The organism is Paenibacillus sp. J22R160 (assembly GCF_059692135.1).
Map to the genome: position 1 here is coordinate 109983 of NZ_JCAUAU010000019.1, position 20480 is coordinate 130462.

General features: G+C 47.0%; 15 protein-coding genes and 1 riboswitch. Of the genes, 12 read left to right on the forward strand and 3 right to left on the reverse strand.

Features of this window, described 5'->3' with window-relative positions:
* Positions 1 to 128 precede the first annotated feature (128 nt).
* The 3 genes from AC58UW_RS26830 (at position 129) to AC58UW_RS26840 (ending at position 2330) form a co-directional block, all read left to right on the forward strand.
* Entirely contained in the window at positions 129 to 569 is a 441-nt protein-coding gene (locus tag AC58UW_RS26830) for a MarR family winged helix-turn-helix transcriptional regulator (protein WP_497423612.1), read from the forward strand.
* A 6-nt stretch (positions 570 to 575) separates the two neighbouring features.
* Entirely contained in the window at positions 576 to 1835 is a 1260-nt protein-coding gene (locus AC58UW_RS26835) for an MFS transporter (RefSeq protein WP_497423613.1), read from the forward strand.
* A gap of 84 nt (positions 1836 to 1919) precedes the next feature.
* Complete coding sequence (locus AC58UW_RS26840) at positions 1920 to 2330, forward strand: hypothetical protein (RefSeq protein WP_497423614.1); 411 nt, start codon at positions 1920 to 1922, stop codon at positions 2328 to 2330.
* 1009 nt (positions 2331 to 3339) lie between these two features.
* Here the strand turns inward: AC58UW_RS26840 and AC58UW_RS26845 are convergent.
* The 3 genes from AC58UW_RS26845 to AC58UW_RS26855 all read right to left on the reverse strand — a co-directional run bounded on the left by AC58UW_RS26845 (position 3340) and on the right by AC58UW_RS26855 (position 7263).
* Positions 3340 to 3690: a LytTR family transcriptional regulator DNA-binding domain-containing protein gene (locus AC58UW_RS26845; RefSeq protein ID WP_497423615.1), complete on the reverse strand. Its 351-nt coding sequence runs from the start codon at positions 3688 to 3690 to the stop codon at positions 3340 to 3342.
* A 168-nt stretch (positions 3691 to 3858) separates the two neighbouring features.
* Entirely contained in the window at positions 3859 to 5292 is a 1434-nt protein-coding gene (locus AC58UW_RS26850; RefSeq protein WP_497423616.1) for an NAD(P)/FAD-dependent oxidoreductase, read from the reverse strand.
* 58 nt (positions 5293 to 5350) lie between these two features.
* Positions 5351 to 5449, reverse strand: a riboswitch (purine riboswitch).
* Between the two features lie 71 nt (positions 5450 to 5520).
* Positions 5521 to 7263, reverse strand: coding sequence for a sensor histidine kinase (locus AC58UW_RS26855; protein ID WP_497423617.1), 1743 nt, complete (start codon positions 7261 to 7263; stop codon positions 5521 to 5523).
* 105 nt (positions 7264 to 7368) lie between these two features.
* On the opposite strand from AC58UW_RS26855, the gene AC58UW_RS26860 reads away from it, so the two are divergent.
* The 9 genes from AC58UW_RS26860 to AC58UW_RS26900 all read left to right on the forward strand — a co-directional run bounded on the left by AC58UW_RS26860 (position 7369) and on the right by AC58UW_RS26900 (position 19970).
* Positions 7369 to 8106 (forward strand): MBL fold metallo-hydrolase, encoded by a 738-nt coding sequence (locus tag AC58UW_RS26860; protein ID WP_497423618.1) that lies wholly within the window; start codon positions 7369 to 7371, stop codon positions 8104 to 8106.
* Positions 8107 to 8522: 416 nt separating this feature from the next.
* Positions 8523 to 9533, forward strand: a complete 1011-nt coding sequence (locus AC58UW_RS26865; RefSeq protein WP_497423619.1) for a LacI family DNA-binding transcriptional regulator — start codon at positions 8523 to 8525, stop codon at positions 9531 to 9533.
* Positions 9534 to 9572: 39 nt separating this feature from the next.
* Entirely contained in the window at positions 9573 to 11588 is a 2016-nt protein-coding gene (locus AC58UW_RS26870) for a right-handed parallel beta-helix repeat-containing protein (RefSeq protein WP_497423620.1), read from the forward strand.
* Positions 11589 to 11616: 28 nt separating this feature from the next.
* Positions 11617 to 12927: an ABC transporter substrate-binding protein gene (locus tag AC58UW_RS26875; protein WP_497423621.1), complete on the forward strand. Its 1311-nt coding sequence runs from the start codon at positions 11617 to 11619 to the stop codon at positions 12925 to 12927.
* 27 nt (positions 12928 to 12954) lie between these two features.
* A complete protein-coding gene (locus AC58UW_RS26880; RefSeq protein ID WP_497423622.1) occupies positions 12955 to 13908 on the forward strand; it encodes a carbohydrate ABC transporter permease in 954 nt (317 codons plus the stop codon).
* A gap of 17 nt (positions 13909 to 13925) precedes the next feature.
* Positions 13926 to 14786, forward strand: a complete 861-nt coding sequence (locus tag AC58UW_RS26885; RefSeq protein ID WP_497423623.1) for a carbohydrate ABC transporter permease — start codon at positions 13926 to 13928, stop codon at positions 14784 to 14786.
* A 37-nt stretch (positions 14787 to 14823) separates the two neighbouring features.
* On the forward strand, positions 14824 to 16689 hold the full coding sequence (locus AC58UW_RS26890; RefSeq protein ID WP_497423624.1) for a glycoside hydrolase family 127 protein: 1866 nt from the start codon (positions 14824 to 14826) through the stop codon (positions 16687 to 16689).
* 51 nt (positions 16690 to 16740) lie between these two features.
* Positions 16741 to 19494: a glycoside hydrolase family 2 protein gene (locus AC58UW_RS26895; protein ID WP_497423625.1), complete on the forward strand. Its 2754-nt coding sequence runs from the start codon at positions 16741 to 16743 to the stop codon at positions 19492 to 19494.
* Between the two features lie 161 nt (positions 19495 to 19655).
* A complete protein-coding gene (locus AC58UW_RS26900; protein WP_497423633.1) occupies positions 19656 to 19970 on the forward strand; it encodes a Gfo/Idh/MocA family oxidoreductase in 315 nt (104 codons plus the stop codon).
* The last annotated feature ends 510 nt before the right edge of the window (positions 19971 to 20480 follow it).

Genomic DNA, 20480 nt, shown 5'->3' on the forward strand with positions numbered 1-20480 from the left:
TTAAAAAGGGCCATTTTTATCTGAAAAATTGGTTGCGCATGCAACTAATCGAGCGTATGATGTATTAGTGGCAAGTGCAACGATTCGGTTAGTCCCACCATTTTGGCAGGAAGGAAGGAGATAGGATTATGATTGATGCCCGTAATAGCATTCCTAGATGGATCTCTCTGTTATATCGGTATGGACAAATGTATATAGGGGAGCATCTGAAAGCGTACGATATCGGTAAGGGGCAGCATATATTTCTCAACGCACTCTATAAGGAAGATGGACTCACGCAAGAAGATCTGGCGGACTATTTGAAGATCGATAAAGGGACGACGGCGAAAGCACTGAAAAAGCTGGAGGAGCAAGGCTACATAACGCGCACGGTCAGCGAAAAGGATAAGCGATGCAACGAAGTTCATCTGACTGAAAAGGCTCTTTTGATCAAGGAAGATGTGCGTAAAGTATTAACGGATTGGCGGGAGCGTTTGACCGACGGTCTCTCGGATGAAGAGAAGCAGATGGCACTAACCATTTTGGAGAAAATGGGTAATAATGCAGCTCGATTTGCAGAGGAGGCGTAGCTCAGAATGAATATGAGGGCAGCAGGTTCGGTTTTTATCGATCGACATTTCCATGCTTTAACTCATCGTAATTATCGATATCTTTGGACAGGGCAGTGTGTATCACTTATCGGGACATGGATGCAAAATATCGGGCAGTCTTGGCTCGTTCTTACGCTTACAGGTTCGCCGCTCAAGCTTGGTTTGGTCACCGCATGTCAATTTCTGCCGATCCTTTTATTTTCACTATTTGCGGGCATTATCGTAGATAAATTTCCAAAGAAGAATATCCTTTTGGTCACGCAGACTGTTTCCATGATTCTTGCTTTTACGCTGGCAACGCTGGTTTTGACGGACACGGTGAGGTATGAATATATTATTGTGCTTGCTCTTTTGCTGGGGCTAAATAATACGCTCGACATGCCGACCAGGCAGGCTTTTAACATTGAAATCGTTGGAAAAGAAGATCTGATGAATGCCATTGCGCTCAATTCCACAACGTTTAATATGGCAAGGATTGTAGGACCTTCCATTGGCGCAGTGATGATGGCTTGGCTTGGAGCAGGTTGGTGTTTCTTGCTTAACGGAGTTAGTTTTATTGCTGTGTTGTATGGCATACTTCAGATTCAAACAACACCTTATGTTCGGAAGAAAACCTCGCGGGATGGCGTTTTGAAGGAGATTAAAGATGGAATCGTATACATCGCAAGAGATCCAGTATTAGCTCAAACGATCTTGCTCGTTACGGTGATTGGCACTTTGGCTTTTAATTTTAACATCCTCATTCCAGTTTTCACGAGAAATGTCTTGCAATTGGGAGAGACCACATACGGTACCCTGATGTCATGCCTTGGAATCGGCTCTTTTGCAGGGGCGCTAACGATGTCATTTCGCAGTAAACAAGGTCCACGGATCAAAATAAGCATAATCGCCAGCCTAGTGGTTGCCACCTGCCTGATTCTGAATGGGCTTAGTACGTCTGTTTGGTTGTGTGGGGGATTGCTGGCTTTAACAGGATTCTTCAATATTATGTTCGCCACGAATAGCAATTCCAATCTTCAAATGAATGCCAAAGAGGAGTATCGCGCGCGGGTTATGAGTGTGTATGCGCTCGTATTTGCCGGTTCCACACCGTTCGGCAGCTTATTTGCAGGTTATGTCGCAGATCGCTATGGGGCGAATGGGGCTTTTGTCGTATGCGGGTTACTAACGGGTATTTTATGTTTAATTATTATCTGGAAATATCGGAAAACAGCCGAGAAAAAATCAATTGAGGTCATTAACTAATTTATCCAAATTTTGGATTGTCAATTAGAAGCGTTTCCATTACAATATGAGTTATATTCATGTCGTTATTGGGGAGGTAATCTTGTGCTAGGGTTTTTGAAAAGATGGATGCATTCACCTGAACATACGCCAAAGCAAGATCCTGCAAACGCTATGGATTATAAAACGATGGAGATTGACGTTGTTATTAAGTGCTTTGTGTCGGATAAGGACAGGCCTTTTCGTGTCATCTTCAAAGTAGAGAAACAAGGCTCTTTCTTTTCTAAAGATATTTTCGTGCAAAATGTGGATGCTAAGACACCTTACGAGTTGGTTCATAACTTTTCTACACTGGGTATGAATTACGAAGAGCTAAAGAAGTACGGAAGCACAGATTATGCGGAGTACAGCTTTGCTACTTTGGAAGAAGCTAAGAAGGTTAAAGATACAACAGTGGAATACATACGTTTTCTAATCCGTGAACATCAACAAGAGACAGTTGCTCAAATCTCATAGTAGGACCACATAAAGGTGTCAGCGATTTAGTCGCTGGCTCTTTTTTTATGTTCATAGGCTGAATAACTGGAATTTCTCCAGTTAAAAATGGTGTTGATGGAGGAATTGGGCAAATAACTGGAATTTCTCCAGTTAATTCTGTTGCTGCTACCTGATTCTAGGCATAACCTAAGGTATTAGCAGGATAATTTCCATTTAATCGCATGAAGTTAGCTTTAATTGAACAAATTAGCGGCAGTATTTCCCGTTAAAATTAGGGGGGGCTGGGTGTGGGGTGCTGGCTGCTGGGTGTGGGGTGCTGAGTGCTGAGTGCTGTGTGCTGTGTGCTAGGTGCTAGGTGCTGAGTGCTGAGTGCTGAGTGCTGAGTGCTGAGTGCTGAGTGCTGAGTGCTGTGTGCTAGGTGCTAGGTGCTAGGTGCTAGGTGCTAGGTGTGGGGTGTGGGGTGCTAGGTGCTGGAGGCTAGGTGTGGGGGGAGAGCTGTGAGTTATGGAGATTTAAGGTATGAGATATGAGGTGTGAGGTTTGAGGTATGGGGTACTGGGTATGGAGAATGTGAGGTGGATTTGATGTGTGAGGTATGGAGTATGGGGTAGAGATGTAAAGTGCTGGATGAAAGGTGAGGGTGTGAGGCTCGGCAGCAAGGTCGAAGTCGATGGCCTACGTTGCATTTTATACAACATAGTAGCGAGGTCAAACTGCCAATCCGCTCTTTCGTTGCACAAAATACAACCATTTGTTCCGAAAAGGTGAGATGCAAGCAGTTTACCGCTTAAATCGTTGTATAAAGTACACTATAGAGGCGCGTTAAGGCCCAATTACGGCCAAATGGTTGCACAAAATACAACATAGAACGCTGCCGTAACTTATTGCTTACTCCTAACAGCCCCAGAAGCTAAGCTCGATGTAACAAATCCCCTATGGCAATGCCGGGTTATCTCGATAACAAAAAAGCTTAGCAAGATCCCCAACATGGATCTAACTAAGCTTTTTTGCAGTTAGAAAGCGGCGATTACTTCTTCGCTGCTTCCGCTTTATGCTGCTGCACAATCTCTTTCAAACGGTATTGGCGAAGTTTGGTAACCGAGGTGAATTTGGAATCAGCGCCTTTGACCTCAAAAAATACTTTGCCATCTTGAATTTGAACAATTTTATGTGTGTTCACATAGCAATCTGTATTCACCTTGAAAAAAGCGCTGCCCGTTGTGATCTCTATAATCTGCTCAGTGGACATCCGTTTTTTGATGTGAAAATTTTTCCCATGAAAAGAGACCAGCCCATGTTCTCCGACCCGGAAGTACATTATATCTTTCTCCAGTACGAAATTCTCATAGCTGTTTCTAGTTTCGAGCGCTACAGTCATTTTATTATCCCCCTTTAAAATGATAACGCTTACAATTGAGAACGTTTTCATTATACCGCATTTATCTGGATTTTTAAAGTGTTTTTCATGTAAAAAACGGACCTCCATTTGAAAAAAAGGAGATCCGCAATCGTCTATTTCCTAGGAAATATTTAACAACATTAATGCTTATTTGATCCGCTCAAGCACGTTGCGTGCCACCCATACACCAGCCGCGCCGGCTTGGGCTAATCCTCTTGTAATCCCTGCACCGTCACCTCCGCAGAAAAGGCCTTTGATCTCAGTTTCAAAGCTTTCGCTGAGCTTCGGACGAGCGGAATAAAATTTCGCTTCAACACCGTAGAAGAGGGTATGTTCAGCGGCAATCCCTGGGGTTACTTTTTCCAGAGCGTGAATCATTTCAATTAAGCTTTTCATTGTATTGTAAGGCAGCACGAGACCTAAATCGCCAGGCACCGCTTCCGCCAAAGTCGGCTCAAGGAAGCCCTCGCGAATTCGATCAGCCGTAGAGCGGCGTCCCCGCATGATGTCTCCGAATTTCTGCACAATGACGCCGCCGCTTGATAAATCGTTCGCATGCTTGCAAATTTCCCGCGCATACTCATTCGGCTTATCGAACGGCTCAGTGAATTTGTGGGAAACGAGCAGAGCGAAGTTCGTATTGTTGGAGCCTAGCGCCGGATCCTTGTAAGAGTGACCGTTCGCGGCCATTACGCCGCTATGATTCTCAACAACAACATGACCGGACGGATTGCTGCAGAAGGTACGTACCCGTGTGCCCACAGAGGTATTGTAGATGAATTTCCCTTCATACAAATGCTCGTTAATTTCACGCATTACAACATCAGATGTTTCTATGCGCACGCCAACATCGACTTGGTTATTGTACATTTTTAAGCGTCGCTTTTTCAGTACTTGTGTTAACCACGCGGAACCGTCCCGTCCGGGAGCTAGCATCACATGATCACTATGGAGCTCCGTGCCATCTTTTAAGCGAATGCCCTGAATGATATGTTTGTCTTCCCGTTTGATCGTAATGATGTCGTCGACTTCGGCCTTGAACTGCATGTCGATTCGTGTTTTCAAATGTTCGTAGATGGATTTCAGAATCATTAAGTTCTGTTCGGTGCCTAGATGCCTGACCTGCGCGCGAAGCAGCTTAAGTCCTGCGGCGTAGGAACGCTGCTCAATATCTTTCACAGCTTCGGTCGTCGGGTCCGTGATGTTCTCCGTAGCACCATGCTCTAGATTAATACGGTCTACATACCGGATCAAATCAATTACTTGGCTAGGAGGTAATATATCCGTCATCCAACCGCCGAATTCCGTGGTGATGTTGAACTTGCCGTCGCTGTAAGCGCCAGCACCTCCGAAGCCAGCCGTAATGGAGCATGCAGGCAGACAGCCTGAGAACTCCTTTTTACCGGCAGGAGGAGGGCACAGTTTGATTTTGCTTTCCAGAATTGGACAACTACGATGGTAGATATCATGGCCTTTGTCGACGAGCAATACTTTAGCGGCAGGGTGAAGCAGTGTCATTTCATAACAAGCGAAAATACCGGCAGGTCCTGCACCAACTACGATCAAATCATAAGCGTTCATTGCGATCTCCTCTGGAACATTCATTATTGGACGCAAAAAAACCTAGCCACACGGGTATGCAAAAGCAAGAACCCGTCGTAGCTAGGAAGTTATGGCTTCCTCTAGAGACCCTTAAGCCAATTCTCAAGGATATACGAACGATTATGACGTATGTGGCAGTTTCTTATCGCCTTCATCATCATAATACGAACATTATATGATGTCAATCGATTATTGTTCGCGATAATGTTAAATCGAGATAGAAATCGTGAAGGTTGTCTCGCTTTCTGTCGAGTTTACCCCAGCGGTCCCGCCATACTTGTCGACCAGTTGTTTGACAATACTTAATCCTAAGCCAGCGTGAAGGTCATCTGGATTCTTGGTTGAGAAGCCGGGTTCAAAAATGCGTTCGAGCATATCGTTCGGAATTTGCGCACCATTATTGATCACATGGAAGATTAGGGATTGTCCATCCGCATAACCGACTAGACGAACCTGTTTGTCCCCTTCTCTATTAGACAGGGAGACGGCATCGAACGCATTATCAATTAGGTTGGAAATAATTCGAACCAAGTCCGTCGCCTTTACGGCTCCAAGAGGAATATCTTTCAGATTGGCAACCTCATGTTGAAAGGTAATTTTACGCTCAACGGCTTGAATGACTTTGGACTGAACTATAGCAGATATCGCCGGCACATTGATTTGGATAATATCGTTTAAAGCGGTCGTTTCACCTATTAGCTCAGAGGTGTACCGGCTCAGCTCTTCGAACTCTTTGAGGTGGACGAGAGAATGAATGGTCGCTACATGGTTATTAAAATCATGACGTTGCTCCTTCATGGAGCGAAACAGTGATCCAATATGGTCGACGTATACCTCTTGAACGCTCTCCGCGGTTGCCTCGCGATTGCGGTTGATGAATCGAAAACTCAGAATGACTAGAATGAAAGCAATAATAGCAGTTGTACCGATCAGAAGCAGCAGGTTTCTTTGTTGGCGCTCAATGGAGTTCTGCACTTTCTCATAATCAGCCGTAAGTCCGATCACGACAGGGATATCCAGTTGGAGAGGGATGAACATTTTAAGGTATGTTTTACCATCAATATTGGTGATCAACTGCTGGGTGTGCTTTGATTTTAAAACCGATTGCACCATGTCTTGATCGCGCGCATCTTTCATGACGTAGGAGCCGAATAAGATTTCCCGGTCTGAGAACCAAGTGTAGCCTTCTTTTTTGTACTGTTCCTGCTGCCCAAGGAAAATTGGCGGGTTAAAGACAGCAATTTCTTTGGCGCCATGATCGGTGTAGCCATGAATCATTTCATTGATAACGGCATCCACCCCCGTTTCCCGTTGATAATCGCGGAAGAACGTATCGTGAACATAAGGATCAAGGATGTAATTCGTACGGCCATCATAATAATAGCCCCATTTGTCCACGTATTGCGGATCTGACATGGAGGTATTCATCGGTCCTGACCAGTAATTCGGTAAGGCTTGGCCAGTTTTGACATTCGTTTCTTTCGTATCGAGCAGTTGATTAAAGGCTTTGAACCAGTCGCGGCTCCAGTTCTTGGTGCTCATATTGATTTCCTTCGGCTCCGTGGATTTATAGCCAATGATATCATCGCCACTGCGTTTCATGAGTGTAATATGATCGACCATTAACTCCTTACTGAGCCGGGCGAGCTCCTCATTGGTCACTTTTTCAATGTCAGGATCAAGCTTGTACTGCAACGCTAAAGAAGCCGTTCGCAAATTTTGCCCGATCAGATTTTCAACATATTTCTCGCCAGCCTTGGAATGTTTAATGGAGATGGCTATGTTATCGGCAATTAACTCCAGCTTGGTTTCAAGCTCCGACGACAGCATTCGCTTCGAGTATGTGTAGAATACACTGTCGGTAAGTAGTACAATGATTAACGAAATCATGAGAATGAAGAGCGAGGAACGCAGTTGGATTTTTGGCTTAGGTTTGTGCGGTGAATTCATGTTGTCCTCCTAAATGTAAATATTAATTTTCTACAGCTATCATATTACAAATTTCTTGGCAGTGGCGCATCGATTTATGGGGACTCTGAGAGGGAGGCATGAATAATGAAATTAACATTTTTGGGCTGTGGTGACGGCTTTAGTGTTGAGCAAGGCCATAACAGCGCTTTACTCACATTTGGAGATACCAATCTGTGCATCGACTTTCCAGAGTCGAATCATGCTAGTTTGCATCAGATGGGAAGGAAGCTCAATGAGGTGGAGCATATCTTCGTCACACATTTGCATGAAGATCACATGAATGGCCTGTCGAAGCTGGCGTTGTTCCATCGGGTGTATCCCGGCAGAATCAAGCCGAAGCTTTATGTGCCTGCAGGGCTGCTAGCTGATTTATGGCAAGTTTTGCGCCATGGGCTGGAGTTAACTACAAGAGGAAGGCGCGTTCTTGAGGACTATTTTGACGTGCAATCCGTGGAGAATGCCTTTGAGATCGCGGGTGAGCGATTCGATCTTATTCGGACGCAGCATGTGCCGGACATGCTTAGCTATGGCCTGCTTTGTAAGCCGTATTTCTATTTCAGCGGGGATACGAGGTTAGATGAAACCTATCTAAGAGAGGTTGCCGGCGAGGTGCAAACGATCTTCCATGAATGCCATATGCAGGAGGATCAACTGCCATCGCATACGTCACTCGAGGAGCTTCTAACGCTCCCTGTTTCCATTCAGGAGAAAATGCTGCTCATGCATTATGTGGATGATTATGTGCTCGCGGATGCGCGTGACCAGTTTCATGGCAAGCAAAAGCTTCGTTTGGCTGAGCCATTGCGAGTGTATGAGTGGTAGTGTGCGGAGGCGAGTAGGATAAGAGGGAGTGACTTTTTTGGTATATAAGAGTCTCCAAAGACTTCTATCACAGCAAATGTGGATCATTTTACAGAAATAAGAACCTTTAGAGACTCCTAACAGGTACAAATCATCTGTAGCTATAAGATTTGACGCAAATAGAAGTTCCTAGGGACTCTTATCCTCATTAATTTAATGTTTGGAACGAATATAAGAGTCTCAAAAGACGCTTATCAAATAGCAGTACTGAAATGAACCCAACGGATAATTTTCATTGGGTTTTTATCCGTTTCATGCCTGTGATACCCGCGGAATATAAGGCTTTTTGTCAGTTTTTTTGTGTTGACACGCTGTCGTGCAATCGATTACACTACGTTTGTAATCGATTGCACGACATAACTGGAAAGGATTCGTTTATGGCTAATATTTATGATATTGCAAAGTTGGCGAACGTATCCGCCGCCACTGTCTCAAGGGCGCTGGCTAACAATGAGAAGATTAGTGCCGCCTCCCGAGAGAGAATACAGAAAATCGCAGAAGAACTGGGCTATCGCCCGAATCTTGTGGCAAGGAATCTACGCCAAAAGTCATCTTTGATGATTGGATTAATTTTGGATGACGTATCTGACGAGCTCAGTGGTTTTATTGCGAGAGGCGTTGAGGATGAGGCTCGTAAGAACGGGTTTAGCGTCCTGCTTTGGAATATTCAGCATGAGCTTGAAAGCGAAGTTGCCGCTCTTGATTTTTTTACCAATTTAAAGCTGGACGGTGTTATTCTTGCCGATACGACGCTGAATGCGGTGGAGGAATTTCCACATTTGAAGATGCCCACTGTTTTGATTAACCGTACGGGAAGCGATGAAGAATCGATCCATAACGTTCTTACGGATGATTATGCCGGTGGCTATGATGCGACGACCTATTTATTACATTTAAATCATAGGAAAATTGCTTTTATCAACGGCCCATTCGATTGGCATGCTAGTGCGAAACGCTTGAATGGCTATTACGATGCGCTGAGAGATCACCATGTGGAGCCACGAAAAGAGTTCGTGAAACACGGGGACTGGTACGAAGAATCCGGATACAGGCTGGCGAAGGAATTGCTGCTTCTGGAGGATCGGCCGACGGCCATTTTTGCATCCAGCGATATGATTGCAATTGGTGTTATGGATGCGGTGAGAGAGCTGGGCTTGAGCATTCCTGATGACATTTCGATTATGGGATATGATAACCGGATTATCGCCAAGTATGCCAGACCAAGGCTGACGACAATTTCGTTGCCTTTGTATGAGGTGGGGATGATGGCAGCTAAGACGCTTTGCGAGATCATTCAAAATCAAGCTCACAAGGACAAACAAGTGAATTTGCTGGTCAAAGGGAATGTAATTGAGAGGGAAACGACACAAGCGATCCAAGCCGATTGATTCATTGAAGCGATGAGAGGAAAGGGGAGCGCCAAGGAAATGAGTTTATTTGTGAAGCCCTACTCAGGCATGGTGATTACGGAGGATGTCATCTTCGAGCCTGGCGAGTATGTGTTTAGTGATGGCCTTGGCCTTATCATCGGTGGCGATGGGATTACCATTGATGGTAGCGGCGCAATCATTCGCGGTCGTGGACGGGAAGGCAGCATCCATTCGTATAGCGGAATTGGCCTTTTCGCGAGCGGGATCAGCCACGTTACCGTGAAAAACATGACCATTCGCGGTTTCCAAACCGGGGTGAAGATCATGAATGGCTCCAATTGGACCATCATGGACAATGATTTGTCTTACAACTACACAGATCCAGACTATGGCTGGGGAGACGGCGAGCCGTTTGGCGCGCTGCATCTGGAAGGCGTAACCCATAGCACGATCAAAGGGAATAAAGGCAATCACGTCTGGAACGGTCTTCATCTCAAAAACTGTGAGCACAACGTCGTCGAGAATAATGAGATGTCTCATTGCACGAATGTGTGCTTGAAATTGTGGCGCTCCTCTAATAATACATTTTCCAATAATAATTTAAGCTATGGCATTCGCATTGCTCCAGGTGAAGTACATGCCAGGGACTCCACATCCGCACTCATTGAAAGCGGTTCCAATAATAATGAATTTTATGCGAATGATTTTACATATGGAGGCGACGGCGTGTTTATCCGTTCGTTAAACGGATGGGTTTCCACAGGCAATTATTTTGAAGGCAACGATGCTTCTTACGCGCACAATAATGCGTGGGAGGTGTGGGATCCGGGAAACACCTTTGTAAATAACAAAGGCAATCATTCCAGCTATGGTTTCTGGCTTGGGGGCTCCTGTCATGCGGTGCTGATCGGGAACGAAGCCGCCTACAACGGAGTGCGGATTGCCAATGCGCCTGAGCCTTTCGGGAACGCAGGGATTGCGGTCGTGAACGGTTCAAGCAGCCATTTTATCATGCGGAACAATCACATCCATCACAATAAGAGTGCTGGTCTCGCCATCGGGTTCAAGCAAGGGTACGAAGCGTATCACTGGATCATTGAACAGAATGTGATTACGGATAATGACACCTATGGCATTTATATGAAGCATGCGGAATGGATCAACATATCTGCCAATGTGATGACGAATAATCGGCTTGGCGACGTGCACCAGGATGTCAATGTGAAGAATGTTGCGATAAGCTCTGAAACGAATGAAATGGCGCCTCCTCAAGCAAAAGTAAACCTATTGACATCTCAGGCAACAGCTGGGCAGCCTATTCGCTTTACTGCGAGTGAAAGTGTGGACGCAGATGGTGGAACTTTATTTTACCGTTGGGAGATGGGGGACGGAAGGGTTCAAGAGCAGTCGGAGATCACGCACATTTATGAAAATCCTGGGTTTTATCGCGTTGCTTTGACGGTTTCTAACGGTCACCTTTCAGACCTTGATTGGTATGATTTGTATGTGCTGCCTCATCCGGATTCGGTCCTGCTTGCTGTGCATGCAGCTTCAACGCAAATTACGCATGCAGTGCCAGATCAATTCGCTGCATTAACGCAAGATGGGGACAACGCCGTTCAAAACGGGCAGTCCGTCTACCTGCGTTCCGCTTCAACTTTGACAGGAATTCGTTTGGATATCAACCCGCCTGCAGAGCAGTCATTTCCACTTAATCAGGCCACACAATTCGCTTTCTGGATGAAGTACCACCATGAAGTGTGGGGTGGTTTTGCGCAAGACGGCTTGAAGCTGCGATTCGTGCAAGATGACCTTAACAGCCTCCAATACCTATGCAAAGCGCCTATCTTCAATTGGAGCAAAATTGCTTCCGAAGCCAGATACGGATGGTCGTTTTTTCAAGTACCTCTGGTCACGGCGGCAGATGCGCAGACTTTCAATGAGGGCTCGGACACCTGGAACGTCAAAATCACTGGAAATCCTCAGTTCAGCAAGCTGCAAAGTGTGGTTATAGAATACTCTTCTCATGGCGGCCAGTTTCATGTATGGCTGGATGAACTTGTATTTTTATAATAAATAAAAGACGGGGAGTTGGTAGGTTATGATGAAGACTTCAACAATCGTATTAGCAGGATGTTTGGCTTCAGTGGTTGCCTTATCGGGGTGCAGTGCAGATAAAGATAGTGCTGCAACGACCAGCGGAAAAAGCGGAGAAAAGGTCAAATTGCGCATTTCTTCCGGCGCAGCGGTTGAAGAAGCAACAGCGGAACAAGCTGCGATCAAAGCCTTCATGGACAAGAATCCGAACATCGAAGTTGCCTACGAACCGATTCCGGGCGACGACTCCAACCAGAAGCTTCTCGCATCCGTCGCATCCGGCAATGCACCTGACGTATTCTTGATGGATTCCGTTGTTCTCCCCCAATTTATTGACAACAATGCCGTGCTGGATATGGGTCCATACGCGAAAAAAGATACAACGTTCAACAAGGATGTCTGGTATGAAAATGTATATAATATCGGCGTTCGCGGTGATAAAATCTATGATCTTCCCCGTGGTTTCACACCGCTAGTCGTGTATTACAACAAGGAAGTTTTTGATAAAAGCGGCATTCCATATCCCAAAGAAGGCTGGACATGGAATGATTTCCTTGAAACAGCCAAGAAATTAACGAAAGCGGGAGCAGATGGCAAAACCGAGCAGTATGGCTTCACGGCTGATCCTTACTTCTATAAGTCGGTTCCATTCGTATGGCAGAACGGCGGCGACGTGCTTAGCAAAGACGGTAAAACCGCAAAAGGCTTCCTGAACAGTCCGGCAACCGTGGAGGCTTACCAGTTCTATACGGATTTGGTAACCAAACATAAGGTTTCTCCGACACCTTCGGTGAAGAAAGCATTTGGCGACCTCTTTTTCCAAACAGGCAAAATCGCGATGAATATCTCCGGCCACTGGACGTTGCTTGGTCTGAACGATACAGCTAAAGCGGGTAAGTTTAACATTAATAATTTGGGCATCGTTGGATTGCCGAAAAATAAAGATAACGTCTCCGTCATGTATGAGGCAGGCTGGGCGGCATCCGCAAGCACGAAACATCCGCAAGAAGCGTATCAATTGGCGAAATTCATGGCGGAGTCTGAGGTAGGCCAGAAAATGCGCATTCAATCCGGTCTTGAACTTTCAGCTGTGAAATCGGTATCCGAAGAATATGCGAAGGATAAACCGCTGGAGCAGGCATTCGTGAAAGAGGTTCAGTACGCGCGTCAACCTTGGGGCTCCATTCATCCGAAATGGGATCCGATTGAGAAAGAAATCGACAAAGCGATTGAACAAATCATCGTGAACAATACGCCAGTGCAAAAAGCATTCGACGACGCCGTTCCGAAAATCGATAAGATTATTAATGAGTAGTTAGCGTGTTAGGAAAGGAGAGACACTATGGAAAGCGACGCTGCGGTAAGCCTCCCTTCATCCAAACAAGCCACAAAGCCGAGTTTCTGGAAGAAACTCAGAGGACAAACGGCAAGCGATGAGAAGCCAATCGGTTATTTATTCATCCTGCCTGCCTCTTTGCATCTCATCGTATTCATTATTTATCCCATTTTGTTCGCTTTGTATCTTAGCTTCCACAAATGGAGCATCTTGAAGCCGGATAAACCTTTCGTTGGCCTAGGTAACTATACCAAGCTGCTCGATGATACCGACTTCTGGATTGCCATGAAGCATACCTTTTATTTCGTGGCAGGCAGCGTACCGACCGGTATTGCCGTTTCGCTCATTGTGGCGATCGTGCTGAATCGGAAAATGCGCGGTGTCTATTGGTTCCGGACGATCTTTTTTCTTCCGGTTATCTCCTCAACCGTAGCTATCGCGATGGTTTGGCAATGGATCTTGCAGCCGGAGTTTGGCTTATTGAACTTCCTGCTCGCAAAGGTCGGTATTACTGGCATCAAATGGCTGCTGGACCCGAATTGGGCTATGATTGCCGTTATTATGGTATCGGTCTGGAAAGGGATCGGATATCAAATGATCATTTTCCTAGCAGGTTTACAAGGCATTCCCGATCATCTGTATGAAGCGGCGAAAATCGACGGCGCCTCCAGATGGCGCATGTTCTGGTCGGTAACGGTGCCACTGCTGACGCCGACACTCTTTTTCCTAGCCGTAACTTCGGTCATTTCTTCGTTTCAGGTGTTCACGGTCGTCTATATGCTGACAGAAGGGGGCCCTTTGGGCTCAACAGATGTGGTCGTCTACCATATTTATGATCAGGCATTCAAACGCTTTAACATGGGCTATGCCTCGGCGCAGTCGTACGTCCTGTTCGCGGTCATTTTCACGGCTACGATGATTCAAATCAAAGTGATGAAGCGATTTAATTATGAATATTAAGAGGGGGGAGTGCGAGTATGGCTGCTGCATTAACAAGTAGAAGAAAACCGGTCAACGTGACTCACCTCCTCGCAGGCACACTGACCTACATCATGCTGATTATTGTTAGTTTATCGATGCTGTACCCGTTCATCTGGATGTTCACCACTTCACTGAAGCAGGAGTACTCTGTTTTCGAATTCCCGCCACGGTTTATACCGGAGACTTGGGAGTGGGTGAATTATGCGACGATTTTTAAAGCAGCCCCTTTCATGACGTTTTTGAAAAATACGGTATTCATTACAGGCATGGTTGTCGCCGGGCAGCTATTGGTCTGCTCGCTGGCGGCGTATGCTTTTGCCCGACTTGCCTTTAAAGGACGGGATGTCATTTTCATTATTTTCCTGTCAACGATGATGATTCCATCTGAAGTTACCCTCATTCCGACGTATGTGATGGTGTACAAATTTGGTTGGCTGGATAAATATGCGGCCCTCATCGTACCAGGCTTAAGCAGTGCCTACGGGATATTCATGCTAAAGCAGTTCTTTCTGGGGCTGCCAAAAGAAACGGAGGATGCGGCCAGGATTGACGGCTGCAGTGAACTGCGAATCTATTGGAACATCATTGTCCCCTTATCCAAGCCAGCCTTGGCAACGCTTTCTGTTTTTACCTTTATGGGGGTATGGACCGATTTCTTGTGGCCTCTGCTTGTCACGAATACGTCCGAAATGAGAACGCTTGAAGTTGGACTTTCGATCTTCCGCAATGTGTACACAACGAACTGGCCTTTGCAGATGGGCGCTTCTCTTCTAGTGATTTTGCCAGTGCTAATCGTTTATATTTTTAGCCAAAAATATTTCGTTCAAGGGATTTCATTGACAGGAATGAAAGGGTAAAGCACACACAAATAAGCCAGAGAGAGGTCGGATAGGGATGAATAGTATGGTGCATAATAATTCGCTTTTCACACATAAGCTGCCATATCAGCAGTTGGCTCAAGTTCCATTTACGCAGGTTTTCATTGCGGATAAATTTTGGTCTGCGAGGATGAAAGCTTTGCAAAAAACGACCTTGAAAGCTTGTCTGACCCAGTGTGAACAAACAGGAAGAATATCGAATTTCGCCAAAGCCGCCGGCTTGATGGACGGTAAATTTGAAGGTATTTTCTATAATGATTCAGATGTTTACAAAGTTCTTGAAGGGATCGCTTATTCCCTTATGAATGAGCCGGATGCCGAGCTGGAGGCGGAGGCCGACCGGGTGATTGATTTCATTGCCGCAGCTCAAGAGGAGGACGGATACCTCCAAACCTATTTCACGCTGGCTGAACCTGATAAGAAATGGACGGATATGAACAAACATGAGGAGTACTGTGCAGGACACCTAATTGAAGCAGCGATTGCTTATTATCAAGCAACTGGAAAGCGCAAGCTTTTGGATGCTGCCATTAAGTTGGCTGATCATATCGACGCTTTGTTTGGACCGGATAAACGCCACTGGGTTCCCGGACATCAGGAAATCGAGCTGGCTCTTGTGAAATTGTATCTGGAGACCAAAGAGGAACGGTATTGGAAGCTTGCTTATTGGTTCCTAGAAGAAAGAGGCCATGGGCATGGCGTCGGCTACAGCTGGGATCGGGCCGATTGGGGAGCTGCGTATTCGCAGGATCATCTCCCTGTACGCGATATGTCAACAGTTACAGGACATGCGGTGCGTGCCGTCTACATGTATGCAGGGATGACCGACGTGGCGGCATTGACTGGTGATGAGGGATATTTAGGCGCGTTAGACCGACTTTGGGACAATGTGGTGAACAAAAATATGTACATCACTGGCGGCATTGGTCCTTCCAAGGACAATGAGGGCTTTACGTCGGATTACGATTTGCCGAATCAAAGCGCTTATTGCGAAACCTGTGCTTCGGTAGCGATGATCTTATGGAACCATCGGATGAACCTGCTGCACGGTGACAGTAAATACGCCGACATTGTGGAGCGCGAGATGTATAATGGCGCGTTAGCGGGCGTTTCCTTGTCCGGCGATAAGTTTTTCTATGTGAATCCGCTCGAGACGGATGGCAGCCACCACCGCGTGGAATGGTACAATTGCTCCTGCTGCCCGACGCAAATTGCGAGGTTTATCCCGTCAATCGGCAATTATGTGTATGCTGTCAATGAAGGACAAATCATGATCAATCAATATATTGCCAGTACAGGCTCCCTGCATGTTGGCAATGAAGGGGTTACGCTGAAGCAGGAAACGAATTTCCCATGGGACGGAGCGGTGACGATTAAGGTAGAAGAAAGCGGCGATACGCCTTATGACATGCTGCTGCGAATTCCAGGCTGGTGCAAAAACTTCACGCTGAAGGTGGACGGCGAAGCGGAGATTTATCCGAGTATGCAAAATGGGTACATAAAGCTAAGCCGAGCATGGAAGGCTGGCATGGAGATCGAGCTCGTATTCGAGATGCCGGTTCAGAAAGTGTATGCCCATCCGCTCGTGCAAGAAAACGCCGGTAAAGTCGCTTTACAGCGGGGTCCGATCGTCTATTGCATGGAAGAAATGGATAATGCTGCGGCGTATGAGCATACAATTGTGTCGCCACATACACGCTTCCAAGCGGTGTTCGAGCCGAATTTGCTCGAAGGTGTTGTCACCTTATACGCAGTGGGGAGCGATCGGACCGACACGTTCCAAGCAATACCGTACTATGCGTGGGATAACCGCGATTCAGGGAAGATGCGTGTGTGGCTGCCAGAGAACAAAGTGGAGACGGCATTGTACGAGATTCAGTAAATTTAGTTTCTGAAGGATCGGGTGACACACATGGCGGATATGAAAATAAGTATGCCAAAATCAGTTGACCGTATCAGCTTAAACGGCAAATGGGAAGCCAACATCGATTTTGCACACACATCCGATAACAGGGAAGATTTGAATGCTCAAACGCAGTGGCGGGACATTATCGTCCCGGGCTGCTGGGAGCAGGTAGAGGCTAACAAGCAGGCGGACGGTCCAGTGTGGTACCGAAAGTTCTTTGATGTGCCATCAGAGTGGGTGGGCCGACTAGTGGCATTGGATTTTGGCGGTGTTAACTACTATTGCGAAATCTATGTAAATGGCGGCTTAGCTTGCAAGCATGAAGGGGGCTGGAGTGGATTCCAGGCCAGGGTGGAAGGACTGCTCGCCTTCGGAGCAGAGAATGAGCTGCTGATTAAGGTGTACAAACAGGGCGTGAGGTTCCCCCTGCGGGCGAGCCTCGCGGGGTTTTTACCTGATGTTGGCGTTATTTTCGGCGGCATCTGGAAATCGGTACACTTGCAACTTGTTCCTGACGTAGCAATAAGAGATGTTTTCGCGAAGCCTCGCGTTCGTGACAAAGCAGTAGAGGTGGAGTTTGCTCTAACGGGTACTCCTAGTGACACCGAGCGTTCCGTTACCGTAGCAGCCGAAATCAAGAATACACTCGGCAAAGTTGTAAGCCGCAAGGAGCAAAAGGTCAAGATTCCATCCGCAGCGGAGCGGGTGGAGGATAAGCTATGGCTGACGTTTGAGGAAGCGATCTCCTTATGGAGCCCAGAGTTGCCGACACTTTATCAGCTGCATGCGGCTGTCCTAGAAAACGAATGCGAAATAAGCAGCCATGATTGTCGTTTCGGAATGAAAGAGCTGGAAATTCACAGGGACCAATTCCTCTTAAACGGAAGGCCAATCTATTTGCGAGGCGTGCTGCACTGGGGCTGGTATGCGGATTCGATTGCGCCGATTCCAAGCAGGGATGAGATTCGCGAGGAGCTTATGCGTGTCAAGGAAAGCGGGTTTAACCTTGTTAAACACTGTCTATATGTGCCTCTGAAGGACTACTACGAATTGGCCGATGAGATGGGCGTGCTGTTGTGGCAGGAAATGCCCATGTGGCTGCCCGAGGTAACACCGGAGTTCAAAGAACGTGCGTTCGATCAATATGAATCCATCATTCGTGAAGTGCGCAATCATCCATCGCTTAGCATCTGGACTCTTGGCTGCGAATTAGATCAATCCGCAGATTCGACCTTTCTTCAGGAGCTTTATGCCATGGCAAAAAGGCTCACCGATCATGCCATCATCCGTGATAACAGCGGCTCCGGGGAGTGTTACGGAGGGCTTTTAAAAGAATATGCAGATTTCTATGATTATCATTTCTATACGGATTTTCATTTCTTTCCGGATCTGTTAAGTCAATTTGCAGGGTCTTGGCGAGAAGACAAGCCTTGGGTCTTTGGGGAATTTTGCGATTATGACGAGTTCCGCAATCTAGATACAACCTTAGCGGACAACGGCGGCGAAATGCCGTGGTGGCTTCAATATGATGAGACTGTCAACCCAGTTGCCAAAGAAGAGCGTTGGCAGTACAGCCGGCAAGCAGAGAAGCTTGCGAAGCTTAATTTGCCTTTTACCAATGAGCAGCTTTGGAACAATGCGAACCAAAGCGCCTTTGTGTACCGCAAAGCGGTGCTTGAGTTCGTGCGTACGTATGCCAGAATTAGCGGCTATGTCATTACCTCGATCAAAGACAATCCGATCGCAACCAGCGCCGTTTTTGACGATAAAGGGCAGCCCAAGCAGCCTCCGGAAAAGTTCCGGATGATAAATGATGCCACAGTCATCAGCCTGACTTGGGATAACCGCCGCAGTTGGATCGGTGGAGGGGACCGGCTTGTCCGTTGGGATCCGTACAATTATACGGCAGGCACGTTCATACGGCCGCACTTGTTCATCTCCCATTATGGGAGTGGTATTGTAGAGGACGGCTTACTCACGTGGAGGATGGTTGCTGAAGCCGGTGGAAGCGTGCTTGGCGAAGGAGCACTATCCTCCGTGGTTTTGCACCCCGGCGAAGCCAAAGAGATCGGTGTGCTGGAGATAGCTGCACCGGAAGTTGAGACGCCTACAGCGGTTACGCTCAGCGCTGCGTTAATGATGGCGTCTGCAAGCGCGAGCGATACGGTCCGCAATGCGTGGACATTGTGGGTATACCCGAAGCCTGCGCTGACGCTGGAGGAGCAATCGATGCTGCTGCTCGATGATCCGTTTCATGTTTTCGCAGGGCTGAGCACCGTGTATCCGGGGATTCTCTTCCATACCCGTCTTCAAGAAAACACGCGTGTGGTTATCACTTCGCAGCTTCGCCCTGAGCATGAATTGTTCATGGAGCAAGGAGGTAAGGTACTCTTCGTACAGAGGAGTCAATCAGGCCCATTCACCTTGAACCTGCTGTCGTTTTCAAGAGAATCGCTGCAATTGTTCCACGATCATCCAGTGATGAATCGTTACCCGCACGAAGGGCACACCTCGCTGTCGCTGTTCGGTTTGGCGACAGACACCGTATTTGATCACGCGTCGCTGCCTCCGCATACACCGCTGATGGAGCGGTTGGACGCTAGATTGTTCGAGCGCGCGGGGTATATGTTCGAAGCATCCTATGGGCAAGGAACATTGATAGCGACTACCCTCCGTTTCGAAGGCGGGTTAGGCTCTCAGCCGCAAGGCATTGTCAACAATACGGGGGCGCGTTATTTGCTTGACACGACAATCAAGTATTTATTGGAGGGATACCAGTGAGTGCAGGTTAGGGACAGCAAGCAGGTCGAATAGGAGGGGGCAACGATGGAGGGGCATGGACGTTTTACAACAATCGGCAAAGCTTATGGGCTAGGCGTCATTGGACTAGGGGAAGGGAAAGGATTGATCAAGGGCTTTATGGTCATCCGGAGCTAAAGGTAATAGCCGTCTGCGATGTGAACGAGACCTTAGTCCGAAAAGTTCAAACGGATTATGAAATTCTCTATGGTTATGACAATGTGAAACAGATGGTCTCGCGGGAAGATATCGATATCGTGGCCATTTATACGCCTGATCAGCTTCATTTGACGCATATCGAAGCTTGTTTTCGCGCTGGGAGCATCCCAGCTCATGGCGGGTCGCTTCGGACGGGGAGTGGAAGCTGGTCGCTGAGCGGGATCGGGAGGAACGTTTGTATCATGTGCGAAGCGATCCGTGGGAGAATCGGAATGTCGCGGAGGATTATCTGGATGTGACGGCTAGGCTTAGGGCTGCGCTTCAAGGATTGTAACTCTTAGGTACACTCGGGAGGTTGTCTTATAAGTAGAATGATTCTACTTGAGGATAGCCTCTTTTTTGCGTTGCTTAGCCTGCCCCGGCCAGCCAAGCCCAGCCCAGCCAAGCCAAGCCCAGCCCAGAGACTGTCTGAAACGGAACTACAGGGCGTTATTTTGAGAAAATGGGACTATTTTCAATTTAAACGGAACGACAGGGTCTTATTTCCTTGAAAATACCGATTTCCAATCAAAAATGAAAGAATAAGAGACCACAGTTCCCCTCACCTAGCCCAAGCGCCGTTTTATTGGAAAATAGGGGATCATAGTTCCCTCCCTCAGCGCGCGTTGTCCCGAGAGTTTGTTGCGAGTGGTCTATATCGGTCCGACCCCCTAATTCCGGAGAGTTACTAGCGAAAGTAACGATGCTCTTAGAAATCCTTTGTTTCTCTCTTCTTTCCGTTCGTTTTCATCTTTTAGACGGCTCGAATG